Below are 14,369 nucleotides of genomic sequence, written 5' to 3'. Positions count from 1 at the left end.
GATGGCGGGTCCGGCGCGCGCCTTCGCCGCGCGCCGGATCCGCCGCCGAGCCGAACGCTCCCGGAGACTGCCCATGACAACATTGCCGCGCACGCGGCCCAGGCGCCGGCGGCTGGTGTCGCGCAACACGGTCGCCGGTTGGTCGTTCATCCTGCCCAACTTCGTCGGCTTCGCCGGGTTCACCCTGCTACCCGTCGTCGTGCTGTTCTACGTGGCCTTCACCAACTGGAACGTCTTCGGGGTGGCCGAGTGGACCGGCACCGCCAATTTCCGGCGCATGTGGGACGACTCGAGCTTCTGGACCGCTCTGCGCAACACCGTCTACTACACGGTCTTCCACATCCCGCTGACCCTCGCGGCGGCACTCGGGCTGGCGCTGCTGCTCAACCGCAAACTGCGTGGCGTGCGGTTCTTCCGCACGGTCGCCTTCTTTCCGTACATCACCTCGATCGTGGCGATCGCGATCGTCTGGAACCAGCTGTTCAGCCCGGAGTACGGCCCGATCAACGCTCTCCTCGGTGCCGTCGGGGTGGACGATGCCCCGGGCTGGACCACGTCGTCGACCTGGTCGATGCCGGCGGTCATCATCGTCGGCACCTGGCGGTACATGGGTTACTACATGCTGCTGTTCCTGGCCGGCCTGCAGACCATCCCGGCCCAGCTATACGAAGCGGCCGAGACCGACGGCGCCTCAGCGTGGCAGCGGTTCGTGCACGTGACAGTCCCCGGCCTGCGACACACCACGTTCTTCGTCACGGTGCTGCTCACCATCGAGAGTTTCAAGGTCTTCGACCTCATCCTCGTGATGACCGGCGGCGGACCGGGCCAGTCGACGCTGGTGCTCTCGCAGTACATCTACCAGAAGGGCTTCGAGGAGAACCAGTTCGGCTACGCATCGGCGGTCTCCATCGTCCTGTTCGCCATCTGCTTCGGCATCACGGTGATCCAGTTCATGGTCAACAAGCGGAGGAACAGCTGATGACCGCGACCGACCTCTCCCTGCCCACCCCGGCCGTCGCCGCGCCCGGAGACCGCAGCGCACCCGGCCGGCAGGCCCGGTCCCGGGGCTGGCGGCTCGTCGGGTACGCCGCCCTCGTGCTCGCGGCGGCCGGGCTGCTGCTGCCGTTCTACTGGATGGTGGTGGCGTCGTTGAAGACCAACAGCGACGTCTTCACCATCCCGATCACCTGGCTCCCCGATCCGGTGGTGTGGCGGAACTACCTCGACATCTGGCAGCGCTCGGACATGACGACCTGGCTGGGAAACACGTTGCTGCTGTCGGTGCTCGTCAGCTTCCTCCAGGTGGTGACCGGCAGCTTCGCCGCGTACGGCTTCGCCCGCGTCCGCTTTCCCGGCCGCAACGCGCTCTTCCTGGCGTACGTCGGGACGATCGCGGTGCCGTGGCAGTCGTACATGATTCCGCAGTTCATCCTCATGTCGAAGTTGCAGTTGTCGAACACGCTGTGGTCGATCGTCGCGCTGCAGGCGTTCGGCGCGTTCGGCGTGTTCCTGATGAAGCAGTTCTACGAGACGATCCCCGAGGAGCTGAGCGAGTCGGCGCGGGTGGACGGGCTCAGCGAGTTCGGCATCTACCGACGGATCATGCTGCCGCTGTCCCGACCGGCGCTGGCCAGCCTCGCCCTGCTGACGTTCGTGACCACCTGGAACGACTACCTGGGCCCGCTGGTCTACCTGCGCAGCCCGGAGCTGCGCACCATCCAGTTGGGGCTCAACACCTTCATCTCGCAGTACAACGCCGAGTACGCGCTGATCATGACGGGCTCCGTGCTGTCCGTGCTGCCCGTCGCGGTCATCTTCCTGCTCGGCCAGCGCCACTTCATCGAGGGCATCGCCACGACCGGACTGAAGGGTTGAGGCCCATGCGTTCGCGCCACCACACCATCGCCGCCGTCTTCGACGGGTTCTACGTCGCGCTCGTCAGCAACCTGCTGCTGGTGCTCGGTTGCCTGCCACTGGTGACGCTCGCGTTCACCACCGAGGCGGCGCGCTCCTGGCCGCTGTACGCGCTGACCGCCCCGCTCTGCGCGCCCGGGCTCTGTGCGGTCTTCGCGGTCATGTCCGCCTATTCGGCCGGCGACACCGGCGGCGTACTGCGCACCTACCGCCGCGCCTGGCGAGCCACCGCCCGGCCGGCGATGCTCTGGACGGCGACAGCCATGGCCGCCCTGGTCGTGCTCGCCGTCGACGCCCGCGCCGCGTGGGGCCACCGGGTCGGGGCACTCGCACTGCCGGTGCTGGCGACCCTGATCGTCCTCACCGTCGCCACCACGTTGCTGGGGTTGGTGACCGTCGCCGAGCGACCCACCGCGCGGTTGCGTGAGGTGGCCCGCGCCTGCGTGTATCTGGCGGTGCGCCGGTGGTACCTCACCGCCGTGTCTCTTTTCGTCCTCGTGCTGCTCGCACAGATCCTGGCGGCCCGCCCCGCGATCGCGCTCGGCCTCGCCGCCGCGCCACTGCTCTACGTCGTGTGGGCCAACAGCCGCTTCACAATGCGCGCCGCCCTCGACCCACCGACGACCGCACCGCAGAGCACCTGAGCACCACGTACCGGCTACCGAGCCGGGACGCCGACAGCACACCTGCCCGGCACCGGCCCGTACCCACGAGGGGGAACAGCATCCATGACGGCGACCGACGTCCGTCCCAGCTCCGACGCAGACGCCATGGCGGCCGCGGTGGCCGCCGCGATACGCACCATCGACGCGAACATCGCCACCTTCGGCGACCGGTACCCCGCGGACACCACCGCCGCCAACCGCTACCCGCTGCGGCCGGCGGGCGGTGGCCAGCCCGAGGGCGCCAACATCGGCTGGACCACCAGCTTCTGGCCCGGGATGCTCTGGCTGGCACATGATCTGACCGGTGCGGAGAGCCACCGGCGGGCCGCGCTGTCCCACGTGGACAGCTTCGTGACCCGGATGACCCGCGGCATCGACCTGGACACCCACGACCTCGGGTTCCTCTATACCCTCGCCTGCGTCACCTCGGCCCGCCGTACCGGCGATCCGCGGGCCCGGGGCGCGGCTCTCGCCGCCGCCGACCACCTGATGACGCGCATCCTCGAACCCGCCGGGATCATTCAGGCCTGGGGCGACCTGAGTGACCCCCGGCAACGTGGCCGCACCATCATCGACAGCCTCATGAACACGCCGCTGCTCTTCTGGGCCAGCCACACGACAGGCGACGACCGCTACGCCGCGGCGGCCCGCCGGCACGCTGCCCAGCTACGCCGGCACCTCCTGCGCCCGGACGGCACCACGTTCCACACCTTCTACTGGGACCCCGACAGTGGGGTGCCGCTACGGGGCGAAACCGAGCAGGGCCACGCCGACCACTCCTGCTGGGCCCGCGGGCAGGCATGGGGCATCTACGGGTTCAGTCTCAACCATCGACACACGGGCGACCCCGCGCTGCTCGCCGCCGCGAGGATCTGCGCGGACCGCTTCCTCGCCCGCCTGCCGAACGATCACGTCGCGTACTGGGACCTGGAATTCGGCGACGGCAGCGGTCAGGAGCGGGACAGTTCGGCCGCGGCCATCGCCGCCTGCGGCCTGGTCGAACTCGCCGACAGCCTCACCGACACGGCCAGCGCCGACCGGTACCGGACAGCTGCCACCGAGATCCTGCGCTCGCTCATCAGCCACTACTCCACCGGCGGCCATCCGGTCTCGAACGCGCTGATCCTGCATGGCGTCTACGACAAGCCCAAGGGCATCGGAGTCGACGAGGGAACCCTGTGGGGCGACTACTTCTACCTGGAAGCCCTCACCCGCGCCACGATCCCTGGCTGGACCAGCCCTTGGTGACCACCGCGATCGTCCCGCACCGTCCGCATCCTGAAGAAAGGTGATCATGGACTACCGCTACCACTGCGCCATTCCCGCCGCCGACGGCCGGAACACGCTGCCCTTCAATCCCTGCCGGCTGCTGGACTTCACCCTGCTGCGGTTGTCGGCCGGCGAGTCCTGGACCGGCGAGTCCGGCGACCGGGAGATCCTGGCCGTCATCCTCGGAGGCACGGCCAGCTTCACCGTCGCCGGCCGCCACTTCCCGCAGGTCGGTCGACGCCCGGACGTCTTCTCCGGCAAGCCGCACTCGGTCTACATCCCGGCCGGCTCCGCGGTGACCGTCGAGGCGGTCACCGCCGTGGAGATAGCCCTCCCCAGCGCACCCAGCGAGCTGGCCACCGACCCCTATGTCATCTCGCCGGACCAGGTCGTCAGCGGGCGCTGGGGAGCTGCCAACTTCGGCCGTACCTACCACCAGATCCTCACCGAGGTCTCGCAACCGGACCTGCCCGCCCGCCGGCTCATCGTCGGCGAGACCTACACGCCCTCGGGCAACTGGAGCACGTACCCGCCGCACCGGCACAAGGTCGACGACCTGCCCGCCGAGGCCGCGCACGAGGAGATGTACTACTACCGCGTCAACCCGGCGGACGGGTTCGGCATCAGCCGGGTCTACACCGACGAGGGGTACGAGGAGAACGTCACCATCCGCGAGCACGTGATGCAGATGATGCCCGAGGGGTACCACACAGTGGTCAGCGCGCCCGGCTACACCACCTATTTCCTGTGGTTCCTGGCCGGTGCACAACGCACCCAGGGCGCCCGCGAGGACGCCGCGCTCGCCTGGGTGGGCCAGACCGTGCCGACCCTGCGCAGTGTGGGCCTGTAGCGATGGCCACCCCGCTCGGCCATCCGCACCGCCTGACGGCGACGCGCCGCCCGGGACCTGACCCGAGCGGCGCGTCGTCGACAGGCTCAGCGGTACTAGGTGCGCGTTGTCCACTGCTGGTTGGCGCCGCCGTGGCAGGCCCAGAGGTGCATTTGCGTCCCGTTGGCGGTGCCGGAGCTGACGGCATCGAGGCAGAGCCCCGACTGGACTCCGGTGATGGTGCCGTTGGCGTTCAGGTTCCACTGCTGGTTGGGCTGGCCGTTGCAGTCCCAGATGATGACCGCGGTGCCGTTGCTGCTTCCCGCCCCGCTGGCGTCGAGGCACTTGTTGCCGTAGACGGTCAGGGTGCGGCTCGCCGTATGGGTCCAGCGCTGGTTGGTGCGACCGTGACAGTCCCACAGCTGCGCGCGGGTCCCGTTGGTGGTGCTCGAGTTGGGGATGTCGATGCAGCGGCCGGACTGGCTGCCCACGATCAGCACGTTCTGCTGGCCGGACGGCGGGGGAGTGCTGGGCGGGGGAGTGCTGGGCGGAGGGCTGGTGGGCGGCACCGTCGAGCCGAACTGGGTGAAGAACCGCCACACCTCCTGCTTGACCCAGCTGCGCGCGCCGCTCTCACAGCCGGCGCAGCCGTCCACCGGACCTTGCTGGTGGCCGCCGTCGAACGCGGCCCAGACCACCGGATAGCCGGCCTGACACGAGTAGGCGGTGGTGATGTGGGTCAGACTGCCCGCCCTCGGTTCCGGCGGGTTCTGCGCGGCGCAGCCGTTGTTGCGGACGAACCTGTCGCGCAGCGCCCGTCCGTTGGGGATGTTGTCGTTGATGCCGTGAATCCCCAGGTACGCCACCGGCTGGGTGCCGCCGCTGCAACCGCTGATCGCCCCGGGCGCCGCGATCGCCGCGACCGCGCGGAACACGGTGGGGCGGGAGCACGCCAACGAGTAGCTCATCGCGCCGCCGTAGCTGAATCCCACCGAGAAGAGTTGCGTCGTGTCGACACAGAGAGCGTTCTCGATGACGCGGACCATGTCGTCGGTAAAGGTCACGTCCTCGCCGTTGGAGTTGCCCCAGCCGTTGTTGAGGCCCTGCGGGGCAACGAAGATCGTGGTGTTGTTCGACTGGGAGAGCATGCCGTAGTAGGCCCACGGAGCCCCGTCGGTGCCGCCCGACGCGACCTGATCGGCGGTGCCACCCAGCCAGTGGAACCCGAAGGCCAGTCGGTGGGCGTAGGTGTTGTTGTAGCTGTCGGGCAGCCGAAGGATGAAGCTGCGGTTCTTTCCGCTGCTCTGGATCGTGTGGGTGCCGCTGTTCAGTCCGGGCGTCTTGCCGCAGCCGGCGGTGGTGGCGGCGGTCGCCGGCCCGCCAGCCATGACGACGTACGCCCCGACGGCGACGAGAACCAGGACAGCCATCGCGGCCCCTATCCAGGGGCTGGAGAGTCTGCGAAGTGGCACGGTTGCGCCTCCTTGTGGTGGACGAAGATCCATTGGTGGTGTTGGCGTGGGCCGTCACCGGCCGGCGAGGGAGCCGCGAGGCGGTCCTTCGCAGGCCGTCCAGGGTGGTGCCGATGCCGCGACAGCCGGTTCTGGTCGCCGGGACGACGGCTGGCGATGAGCCACGCAACACATAGACTAGCATCATGGTGTGACGTATGACGTTCGTGATTGTGGCGGCGCGTGCCCGCGGGGTGGATTCACCCTCCGGAGTGCTCCGTCCGGCCAGGTCGAACGAGCATCTTCGATGCCTTGACACCCCAGATGCGATCGCTAACACTTGTCCGCAACACGTACTTAATGATCTGGACACATGGCGTCTGCCTCGTCGGCGATACCGGCACAGCACGTCGCGAACCGCTCCCCACCGCGCCGCCCTGGGACGCGTCCCCTCAGAGCTGTTAACGCTCACATGTAGGTCGATCGCCCGCCCCTCCGCGAAGGAGAAGGACCATGTCGAGAGTCCTCGCCCGGCTCTACGCGGTGTCGCTCGCCGCGTGCCTGCTCTTCACCACCTGGTCGGTGACGACGCCGAAGGAAGCCCTCGCGCTCGACCCGGCCGTCGGTTACCTGATGGCGCACTTCACCGGCGAGTCCTCGACCGGTCAACAGATCTACCTGGCCCACAGCACCGACGGCCTACGCTGGACGGACCTCAACAACGGCGGGCTGGTGCTGCGATCCACCGTCGGCACCCGCGGCGTCCGCGACCCCGCCCTGGTTCGCTCGCCCGCCGGTGACCGCTACTGGATCATCGCCACGGACCTGTGCATCGGCTGCGGCCAGGACTGGTCGACCGCGGTCAACAACGGCAGCCGCAACCTCGTCGTGTGGGAGTCCACCGATCTGGTCACCTGGTCCGCGCCGTGGCTGCTGAACGTCGCCGGCCCCATCCCGGACGGACGTAACGCCTGGGCTCCGGAGGCGATCTGGAACCCGGCCACCGGCGACTACGTCCTCTACTGGGCGACGAACGTCCCGCTCAACGGAGTGACCAAGCACCGCATCTACTACGCGCGCACGGCGGACTTCCGCAGCATCACCACGCCGCAGGTCTACCTCAGCCGACCCGGCAGCCAGGAGATCATCGACACCCAGATCGTCGAGGTGCCGGCCGGCGTCGGCGCCTACCGCTACGTCCGGGCCTCCCGCGACGGCCAGATCACCCTCGAAGGCAGCAACTCCATCCTCGGCACCTGGACCACGCTCGGGAACCTCTCGGGCATCGGCCTGACGGGCTCCCAGGTCGAAGGTCCGATGTGGATGCGGTTCAACTCCCGCAACGAGTGGGTCCTCTACCTCGACCAGTACGCCAGCGGGCGCGGCTACCTGCCCGTCCTGACCACCAATCCGTCGAGCCCGGCCAGCTTCCGGCTGCCGGCGTCCGGCTCGTACGACCTGGGCGGCACCAAGAAGCGGCACGGTTCGATCCTCAACCTGACCGCCGCCGAGCAGAACCGCGTGCTCGCCCGCTGGCCCGCCACGGCGGTCAACCGGATCCAGTCGTACAACTTCCAGGACCGCTTCGTGCGGCACTACGACTACGACGTCCGCATCGACCCGAACGTCAGCCCGGCCCCGGACGGCCAGTGGCGCCTGGTGCCCGGCCTGGCCGGCTCCGGCACCGTCTCCATCCAGTCGGTCAACTATCCGGGCTACTACCTGCGCCACTACGGGTTCGACTTCCGGCTGGAAGCCAACGACGGCACCGCCACCTTCGCCGCCGACAGCACCTTCCGGCAGGTCGCCGGTGTCGCCGACTCGTCGTGGACGTCCTTTCAGGCATACAGCCACCCGGACCGCTACATCCGGCACTACAACTACCTGCTCCGGCTCGACCCGCTCTCCGATGCGCAGAGCCGTGCCGACGCCACCTTCCGCATCACCAACTGAACACCGATGTCTCCCCACCACCGATTGGACCTGTCATGAAACGGAAAAGGCCGTCACACGGGCCTGTCAGCACCCGGTCCCTGCACCGCCTCCTGGTCGCGCTGGTGAGCGCGATGACCGCGCTGGTTGGCGTCGTCGTCGTCACGTCGTCGCCGGCCACCGCCGCCACCAGCCAGTTCCGCGGAATGAACTGGGCCGTGCTGGGTGACAACTTCAGCACCGGTCCGCTCGTCGTGCAGGGCCTCAGCTCGTCCGACAGCAACGCGACGGTGCGGGCCAAGGCCAACGCCCTCTACGACACCATGGCCTCCACCATGGGGGTCAACACCGTGCGGCTGCCCATCAACACCCACACCGTGGGGACGGCGTGGTGGGAGGCGTACCGCGGCGCCATCGACGCCGCGACCGCCCGCGGATTCAAAGTCATCCTCGCCTACTGGGAGGACGGCGCGGCCTCCGGCGGCAGGATCACGAACCTCGCCGCGTGGAACGCGATGTGGTCCACGGTGACCAACACGTACGGCTCGAACCCCAACGTCTACTTCGAACCGATGAACGAGCCGCACGGCTACAGCTCGGCCGAGTGGCGCACCGTCGCCGCGAACTGGCTGAGCTACCACTACTCCGCGGTGCCCGGCCGGGTGCTCATCGGTGGCACCGGCTTCAGCCAGGACCTGCGCGACATCTGCAACGACAGCCGCTTCAACTCGACCCTGCTGTCCTTTCACTACTACGCGTTCTTCTACGGCGCGATGACGTACGACGCCTTCCGCAGCCACATCCAGACCCGCCTGGGCAATTGCGCCTCCCGCGCGGTCGCCACCGAGTTCGGCGCTCCCATGAACGACGGCCGCAACTACGCCGACGCGGGCAGCACCGACAACTTCGTGCGCTACATCCGCGCGATGGCCCAGGTCATGCGCGACAACCAGATGGGCGGCACCTACTGGCCCGCCCTCGGCGGCAAGCCGGGCACCATCGGATACGACTGGTACTCGATGTTCGCCCTCGGTGGCAGCGGCACCAACCTCACCCTGACCATCCGCAACACCTCCGGCGCCGACCGGATCCGGTACGCGTGGGGCGACACCATCGGCGGCGGCGACCCGACGACGCCTCCGCCCACGACGGGAACGTTCTACCGGCTCACCGTGCGGCACAGCGGCAAGGCCATGGACGTCCAGCAGCCGAACACCGACAACGGCGCGCGGGTCGGCCAGTACACGTACGGCGGCAACGCGTGGCAGCAGTGGCAGTTCCAGGACGCCGGCAGCGGCTACTGGCGCATCATCAGCCGACACAGCGGAAAGTGCCTCGATGTGGTGAGCGCCTCGACCGCCGACGGCGCCGAACTCGTCCAGTACACCTGTGGCACCGGCACCAACCAGCAGTTCCAGATGGTCGCCAACGGCAGCTACTTCCAACTCCGTGCCCGCCACAGCGGCAAGTGCGTGGACGTACCGGCCGCGTCGACCGCCGACGGGGTGGTCCTCAAGCAGTACTCGTGCAACACCGGCGCCAACCAGCAGTGGTCGCGCACGGCCGTCTGACAATCGTTGCGCCGGACTACCGACCCACGGTGGCCCGCACCCCCGGTACCGAGCTGACCGGTGCCGGGGGTGTGCCGCACCGACGCCACCCCCGTGGGCGTCGCAACGGATGAGCCCTCGCGATCCGCGCGTCAGACGGCCCTGAGGTCGGCCGCGCCGAAGGAGACGGCGAACCGTTTGCACCAGATGGAGACGCTCCGGAAGTCGCGTGGGTCGACCGATGCCGGAATCTCGTACACCTGGTTGCCCTGATTGCCCTTGAGCCTGGCCAGTTCGACCCATTCGCCGTCATCGAACACCCGCCACCCGGCCCTGCCGAGGGTGACCGGTTGGTCGGTCAGCCACACGCGCAGGTCCGGCCCGCTCGACGTGCTCAGGTCCCGCAGGACGAGCTGGTGGCGCCCGTCGGCGAGCCGGTGGATCTCGGCGCTGCCGGTCGTGCGGTGCTCGTGGGTGACGAACTCGCCGGCGGTCAGGATTTCGTTGCCCGCCGGTGTCGCCGTCGGTGCCACGGGAGCCGCGGACGCGGGAGTGGGCGTCGGCGTGGTCGATGTCGTCGGCGCGGGGGGAACCGCCTCGTCGACGTACGTGTCGGTGAACAGCTTCCACGGCTGGAACCAGTAGAGGGCCAGAGCCGTCACGAGGACAGCGGAGGCGAGAGCGGTCCAGGCCACGCGCGACCGGAAGATCCTTTTTCCCACACCGGCAGCGTACGACCGCCGCAGCCGTCGAACTGGTCGCGAACCCTTTCGGATCTCTTACGACGCTCCGGGTCGCCCGCTGCCGCTCTGGCCGACGTGTTGGCCGAGTTTGGCGCTCAGCGTGTCCGCGTACGACCCGTCAGCCCTGGGTTCCGCTGGCCGTCGGCGTGGACAGCGCGGGCCGGGGCGTTCGGGCGAGAGCGTCGTCGCGGCTGTCGAAGATCGGGAAGACCCCGTCAAGGCGCATCGTGTGCAGGACGGTGCGGATGAACCGCGACGGCGCGGCGAGGCAGAGGGTGACACCCCGCTCGCGGGCGTCGAGGTGTGCCCGCACCAGCAGACCGAGGCCGGTGGAGTCGATGACGTGCACCCGGCTGAGGTCAACGACCACGGGACCGTCCGCGTCGACCGCGTCGCGGAGTGCGGCGCGCAGCGCTTCGCCCGTATGGAGGTCGATGTCACCGGTGGTCGTGACGACTGTCGCGTCGTCGAGGTGGTCGATGCCGAGAACCCCGCCGGAACCGTGGCCCTCGCCCCACGAGTGCCCGGGACGGGCGGGCGGAAGCAGGCTGCAGTGAGGGCAGCGGTGCGGGCCGGTGGCGAACGGGGAGCCGCTCCAGCCGTGCTCCGACACGAGCGTCCACACCACCTCCGCGTCGGGGAGCACGCACGCGGCGGCCGTGATGCTGTCACCGCAGGTGTCGCAGATCAGTGTCATCAGGTGGTCGTCCGGGACGACTGTCATGCTGCTGGTCCTTCCTGTGCCCGGGATGTCTGGCCGGCGGTGGTGGGAACGAAATCTCAGGACCGCGACGAGCCCGAGTGGTCGACGCGGGCTCTGCCGACAGCGACAAGCGTCGGCTCCGCGGGCCCCGACTCGTCCTGTGGCGTCGGTCCGCCGCGCGGTGCCGGCGACGTTCCGGTGACGATCGGCAGGACCTGGTCCAGACGGGCAAGGTGCAGAATGCGTTGGATCCGGTGGTTCGGGTTGCGTACGACGAGGACCCCGTCCATGCGGGTCAGCCGTCGGTGCACGTCGAGCAGCAGGCCGATGGCGGCGGCATCGATGTACCGGCACCCGGCCAGGTCGACCACGACCCGCCGAGGGCGCAGCGCGAGCAGCTCGTCCAACGCGGCTCCGGTCTCCGCCAGGCAGGCCAGGTCGAGCTGGTTGATGGACACCTCCACCAGCGGCAGCGCGTACGACCTCGGTTGCAGTGGGCCGGTCACGGTCGTACCCCTCTCGTCGTGGTCCTGGACGCCTGTACCGTGCCGGGCGGGCTTGGCGGTTCCCGCGCGGATCTATGACAGTTGCGTGACAAATCAGCAGGCCACCGGCCGCGATTGGCTGCGGTGCCGGTGCCCTGGGGATGATGCCGGTCATGACGGCCGTACTGGTGATCGAGGACGACGACCGGATCCGCTTGGCGCTGCTGCTCGCACTCGAGGACGAGGGCTACGACGCGGTGGGCGCGGCCACCGCCGAGGAGGGTCTGCGCGCGCAGCGCCGTGACCCCGCCGACTACGTGCTGGTCGACCTGATGCTGCCCGGACTCGACGGTTTCGAGTGCATCGGGCAGCTCCGCCGCGACGACGACGTACCCATCGTGGTGATCAGCGCCCGCGACGACACCCACGACATCGTCGCCGCCCTCGAAGCCGGCGCCGACGACTACCTCGTCAAGCCGGTGGCGATCAAGGAACTGACGGCGCGACTGCGCGCACTGCGCCGCCGCGCTCGCACCGGCTTCGGGGAATCGGCATCGGACCGGGTGCCCGTGCTGGCCTTCGGCGAGCTGGAGATCAGTCCCGATGCGGGCGAGGTAAGCCGTGGAGGCCAGCCCGTCGCCGTGACCCGCACCGAGTTCCGGCTGTTGTGCGAGTTGGCCGAACACGCCGGCCGGGTGTTGTCGCGCCAGCAGTTGCTGCAGCGGGTCTGGGGGTACGACATCGGTGATGAGCGACTGGTCGACGTGCACGTCGGCCGGTTGCGGCAGAAGATCGAGCCGGACCCGACGAACCCGCGGCATCTGGTCACCCTGCGGGGCCTGGGCTACAAGTTGCAGCGATGAGGCGCCTCGGACTGCGGACCAGGGTCACCGCGGCGTTCGCCGTCGGGGCGCTCCTGCTCGCCGCCTCAATGGCCCTGGTCTCCTACGAGCTGACTCGTCGTTCCCTGATCGGTGAGCGGGAACGCACGGCCCTGCGCGCCGCGTACTTCGATGCGACAGTCGTTCGTGCCGGGATCGACACCGACACTCCCGACGTCGTGGCGGTGCTGCGGTCCCTGGACACAGGGGGCGGTCGCCGTCCGGTGCTGCACCTCAACGGCGAGTGGTACGCCCGCACCGCCGACCCTGGCCCCACCACCGCCATTCCCGTCGACCTGCGACGTACCGTGGCGTCCGGGCAACCGGCGGTGCAGCGGGTGCGGGTGGACGGCCAGCCCGTCCTGGTGGTCGGCGTCCCCCTGTCGGCCACAGCAACGTACTTCGAGGTCAACTCGCTGCGCGAGTTGGAGCAGACGGTCCAGGTCCTGGCGCTCGCCCTGACCACGGTGGCCATCATGATCGCCGGTTCCGGCGCCGCGCTGGGCTGGTACGCCACCCGGCACGGACTGCGCCCGCTGACGGCGGTCGCCGACGCGGCGGAGAAAATCGCCGCTGGTGACTTCACGGCCCGGCTGGACCCGGCCACCGACCCCGACCTGACCCGGTTGTCCTCCTCGTTCAACCAGATGGTCGACCGGCTCGCCCACCGCATCGAGCGCGACCGCCGTTTCGCCGCCGACGTCAGTCACGAACTGCGCTCGCCGCTGCAGACCCTCGCCGCCGCGGCCAGCGTCCTGGCTCGCCGTCGGGAACAGCAGGACGAGCGGACGGCGATCGCGGCGGGGCTGGTCGCCGACGAGATAGACCGTTTCCAGCGGCTCGTCAACGACCTGATCGACCTGGCCCGTAGCGACCGGCCCGCCCACCGCGCCCCCGTGGACGTGGTGGCGCTGGCCCGGGACGCCTGCCACGCTCTCGACCTGCCCGCGTCGGTCGTTCGCCTCGCACCCGAGGTGCCCGCGACGTGGCGGGTCGAGCGGCGACGCGTCACGCAGGTGCTGGCGAACCTGTTGGACAACGCCGTGACCTACGGGGGTGGCCCGACGTCCGTCCTGCTCGATCGCGACGGCAGCGCGGGCGTCATCGAGGTCGAGGATGACGGCCCGGGCGTCCCCGTCGAGGACCGAGAAGCGATCTTCGATCGCTTCGTCCGCGGGCGAGCTGCCCACACCCGGGGTGCCGGCGACGGTACCGGCCTCGGTCTGGCGCTGGTCGTCCAGCACGCCACCGCGCACGGCGGACACGTCGCTGTCACCGACCGTCCCGGCGGGGGTGCCCGCTTTCGCGTCACGCTGCCGGAGAGCCTGACGTGAAGCGCCGTCACCTGCTCGCCGTAGGGCTTGTCGCGTTACTGGCCGGCTGTGGCATCCCCACCGACGAGGCGCCTCGCGCGGTGGCACCGCCACGCGGGCCGTTTCCGACCTCCGCGCCCGCCGAGACCGCGCCGGTCGGCCCGGCCACCGAGACACTCTGCCTGGTCCGCGACAACCGGATCGTCCCGGTGCTCCGGCGCGTCGAGCGCTCACGCGGCATCGAGGACCAGCTGCGGCATCTGCTCTCGGGGCCCACCGGGGTCGAACGCGACGCGGACCTCACCAGCGCGCTGCCGGGAGCGGTCAATGCCGCCGGTGTGACAGTGACCGGCACCCAGGCCCGGGTCGCGGTCGACGAACCCGCCGACGACGCCGGCCGCAGCGACGAGGTCCTTGCCTTCGGACAGATCGTCTGCACCCTCACCAGCCGCGACGACGTCACCTCAGTGACGTTCCTTCGCGACGGCAGGCCGCTGGGAGTGCCCCGCGCCGACGGATCGCTGTCCGAGCAGCCGCTCACCCGCACCGACTATGCTCCGCTGATCACCCCACGGTGAGCCGTCGTGCACCCTGCGCATCGCCCGCCTGGCACCACGCCCGATGCTGATCGCCC

General features: G+C 69.5%; 14 protein-coding genes. 10 read left to right on the top strand and 4 right to left on the bottom strand.

Annotation, left to right across the window (positions count from 1 at the left end; all coding sequences use genetic code 11):
* The first annotated feature begins 73 nt into the window (after nucleotides 1–73).
* The 5 genes from AB0B97_RS11745 (at nucleotide 74) to iolB (ending at nucleotide 4,698) form a co-directional block, all read left to right on the top strand.
* Complete coding sequence (locus tag AB0B97_RS11745) at nucleotides 74–979, top strand: sugar ABC transporter permease (protein ID WP_357492892.1); 906 nt, start codon at nucleotides 74–76, stop codon at nucleotides 977–979.
* Nucleotides 979–1,875: a carbohydrate ABC transporter permease gene (locus AB0B97_RS11740; RefSeq protein WP_357492890.1), complete on the top strand. Its 897-nt coding sequence runs from the start codon at nucleotides 979–981 to the stop codon at nucleotides 1,873–1,875. Before AB0B97_RS11745 ends, AB0B97_RS11740 begins: the two co-directional genes overlap by 1 nt.
* A gap of 5 nt (nucleotides 1,876–1,880) precedes the next feature.
* Nucleotides 1,881–2,558 (top strand): hypothetical protein, encoded by a 678-nt coding sequence (locus AB0B97_RS11735; RefSeq protein ID WP_357492888.1) that lies wholly within the window; start codon nucleotides 1,881–1,883, stop codon nucleotides 2,556–2,558.
* An 84-nt stretch (nucleotides 2,559–2,642) separates the two neighbouring features.
* The gene (locus tag AB0B97_RS11730) at nucleotides 2,643–3,827 is read left to right on the top strand and encodes a glycoside hydrolase family 88 protein (RefSeq protein ID WP_357492886.1); all 1,185 of its coding nucleotides are present in this window, start codon (nucleotides 2,643–2,645) and stop codon (nucleotides 3,825–3,827) included.
* A 46-nt stretch (nucleotides 3,828–3,873) separates the two neighbouring features.
* Nucleotides 3,874–4,698: a 5-deoxy-glucuronate isomerase gene (gene iolB / locus AB0B97_RS11725; protein WP_357493429.1), complete on the top strand. Its 825-nt coding sequence runs from the start codon at nucleotides 3,874–3,876 to the stop codon at nucleotides 4,696–4,698.
* Nucleotides 4,699–4,793: 95 nt separating this feature from the next.
* Here iolB and AB0B97_RS11720 read toward each other — a convergent pair whose 3' ends face one another.
* Complete coding sequence (locus AB0B97_RS11720) at nucleotides 4,794–6,107, bottom strand: RICIN domain-containing protein (RefSeq protein ID WP_357492884.1); 1,314 nt, start codon at nucleotides 6,105–6,107, stop codon at nucleotides 4,794–4,796.
* Nucleotides 6,108–6,641: 534 nt separating this feature from the next.
* On the opposite strand from AB0B97_RS11720, the gene AB0B97_RS11715 reads away from it, so the two are divergent.
* Together AB0B97_RS11715 and AB0B97_RS11710 are read left to right on the top strand one after the other, a co-directional pair.
* Entirely contained in the window at nucleotides 6,642–8,081 is a 1,440-nt protein-coding gene (locus AB0B97_RS11715) for a glycoside hydrolase family 43 protein (RefSeq protein WP_357492882.1), read from the top strand.
* Nucleotides 8,082–8,194: 113 nt separating this feature from the next.
* Nucleotides 8,195–9,631 carry an RICIN domain-containing protein gene (locus AB0B97_RS11710; RefSeq protein ID WP_357492880.1) on the top strand — a complete coding sequence of 479 codons (1,437 nt, stop codon included), beginning with the start codon at nucleotides 8,195–8,197 and terminating at the stop codon, nucleotides 9,629–9,631.
* Between the two features lie 131 nt (nucleotides 9,632–9,762).
* Here the strand turns inward: AB0B97_RS11710 and AB0B97_RS11705 are convergent, their stop codons facing one another.
* From AB0B97_RS11705 to AB0B97_RS11695, 3 genes are all read right to left on the bottom strand, one after another.
* Nucleotides 9,763–10,305 carry a DM13 domain-containing protein gene (locus AB0B97_RS11705; protein ID WP_357493427.1) on the bottom strand — a complete coding sequence of 181 codons (543 nt, stop codon included), beginning with the start codon at nucleotides 10,303–10,305 and terminating at the stop codon, nucleotides 9,763–9,765.
* A gap of 166 nt (nucleotides 10,306–10,471) precedes the next feature.
* A complete protein-coding gene (locus AB0B97_RS11700; protein ID WP_357492878.1) occupies nucleotides 10,472–11,077 on the bottom strand; it encodes an STAS domain-containing protein in 606 nt (201 codons plus the stop codon).
* 56 nt (nucleotides 11,078–11,133) lie between these two features.
* Nucleotides 11,134–11,562, bottom strand: coding sequence for an STAS domain-containing protein (locus tag AB0B97_RS11695; RefSeq protein WP_357492876.1), 429 nt, complete (start codon nucleotides 11,560–11,562; stop codon nucleotides 11,134–11,136).
* Nucleotides 11,563–11,714: 152 nt separating this feature from the next.
* On the opposite strand from AB0B97_RS11695, the gene AB0B97_RS11690 reads away from it, so the two are divergent.
* Genes AB0B97_RS11690 through AB0B97_RS11680 form a run of 3 tightly spaced genes read left to right on the top strand, consistent with a single transcriptional unit; the run spans nucleotide 11,715 to nucleotide 14,313 of the window.
* Nucleotides 11,715–12,404 (top strand): response regulator transcription factor, encoded by a 690-nt coding sequence (locus tag AB0B97_RS11690; protein ID WP_234581085.1) that lies wholly within the window; start codon nucleotides 11,715–11,717, stop codon nucleotides 12,402–12,404.
* Nucleotides 12,401–13,756, top strand: a complete 1,356-nt coding sequence (locus tag AB0B97_RS11685; RefSeq protein WP_357492874.1) for a HAMP domain-containing sensor histidine kinase — start codon at nucleotides 12,401–12,403, stop codon at nucleotides 13,754–13,756. Before AB0B97_RS11690 ends, AB0B97_RS11685 begins: the two co-directional genes overlap by 4 nt.
* A complete protein-coding gene (locus tag AB0B97_RS11680; protein ID WP_357492872.1) occupies nucleotides 13,753–14,313 on the top strand; it encodes a GerMN domain-containing protein in 561 nt (186 codons plus the stop codon). Before AB0B97_RS11685 ends, AB0B97_RS11680 begins: the two co-directional genes overlap by 4 nt.
* The last annotated feature ends 56 nt before the right edge of the window (nucleotides 14,314–14,369 follow it).

It is taken from the genome of Micromonospora sp. NPDC049004 (assembly GCF_040649315.1).
Taxonomy (GTDB): domain Bacteria; phylum Actinomycetota; class Actinomycetes; order Mycobacteriales; family Micromonosporaceae; genus Micromonospora.
This window is presented reverse-complemented; position numbering and strand designations above follow the sequence as displayed.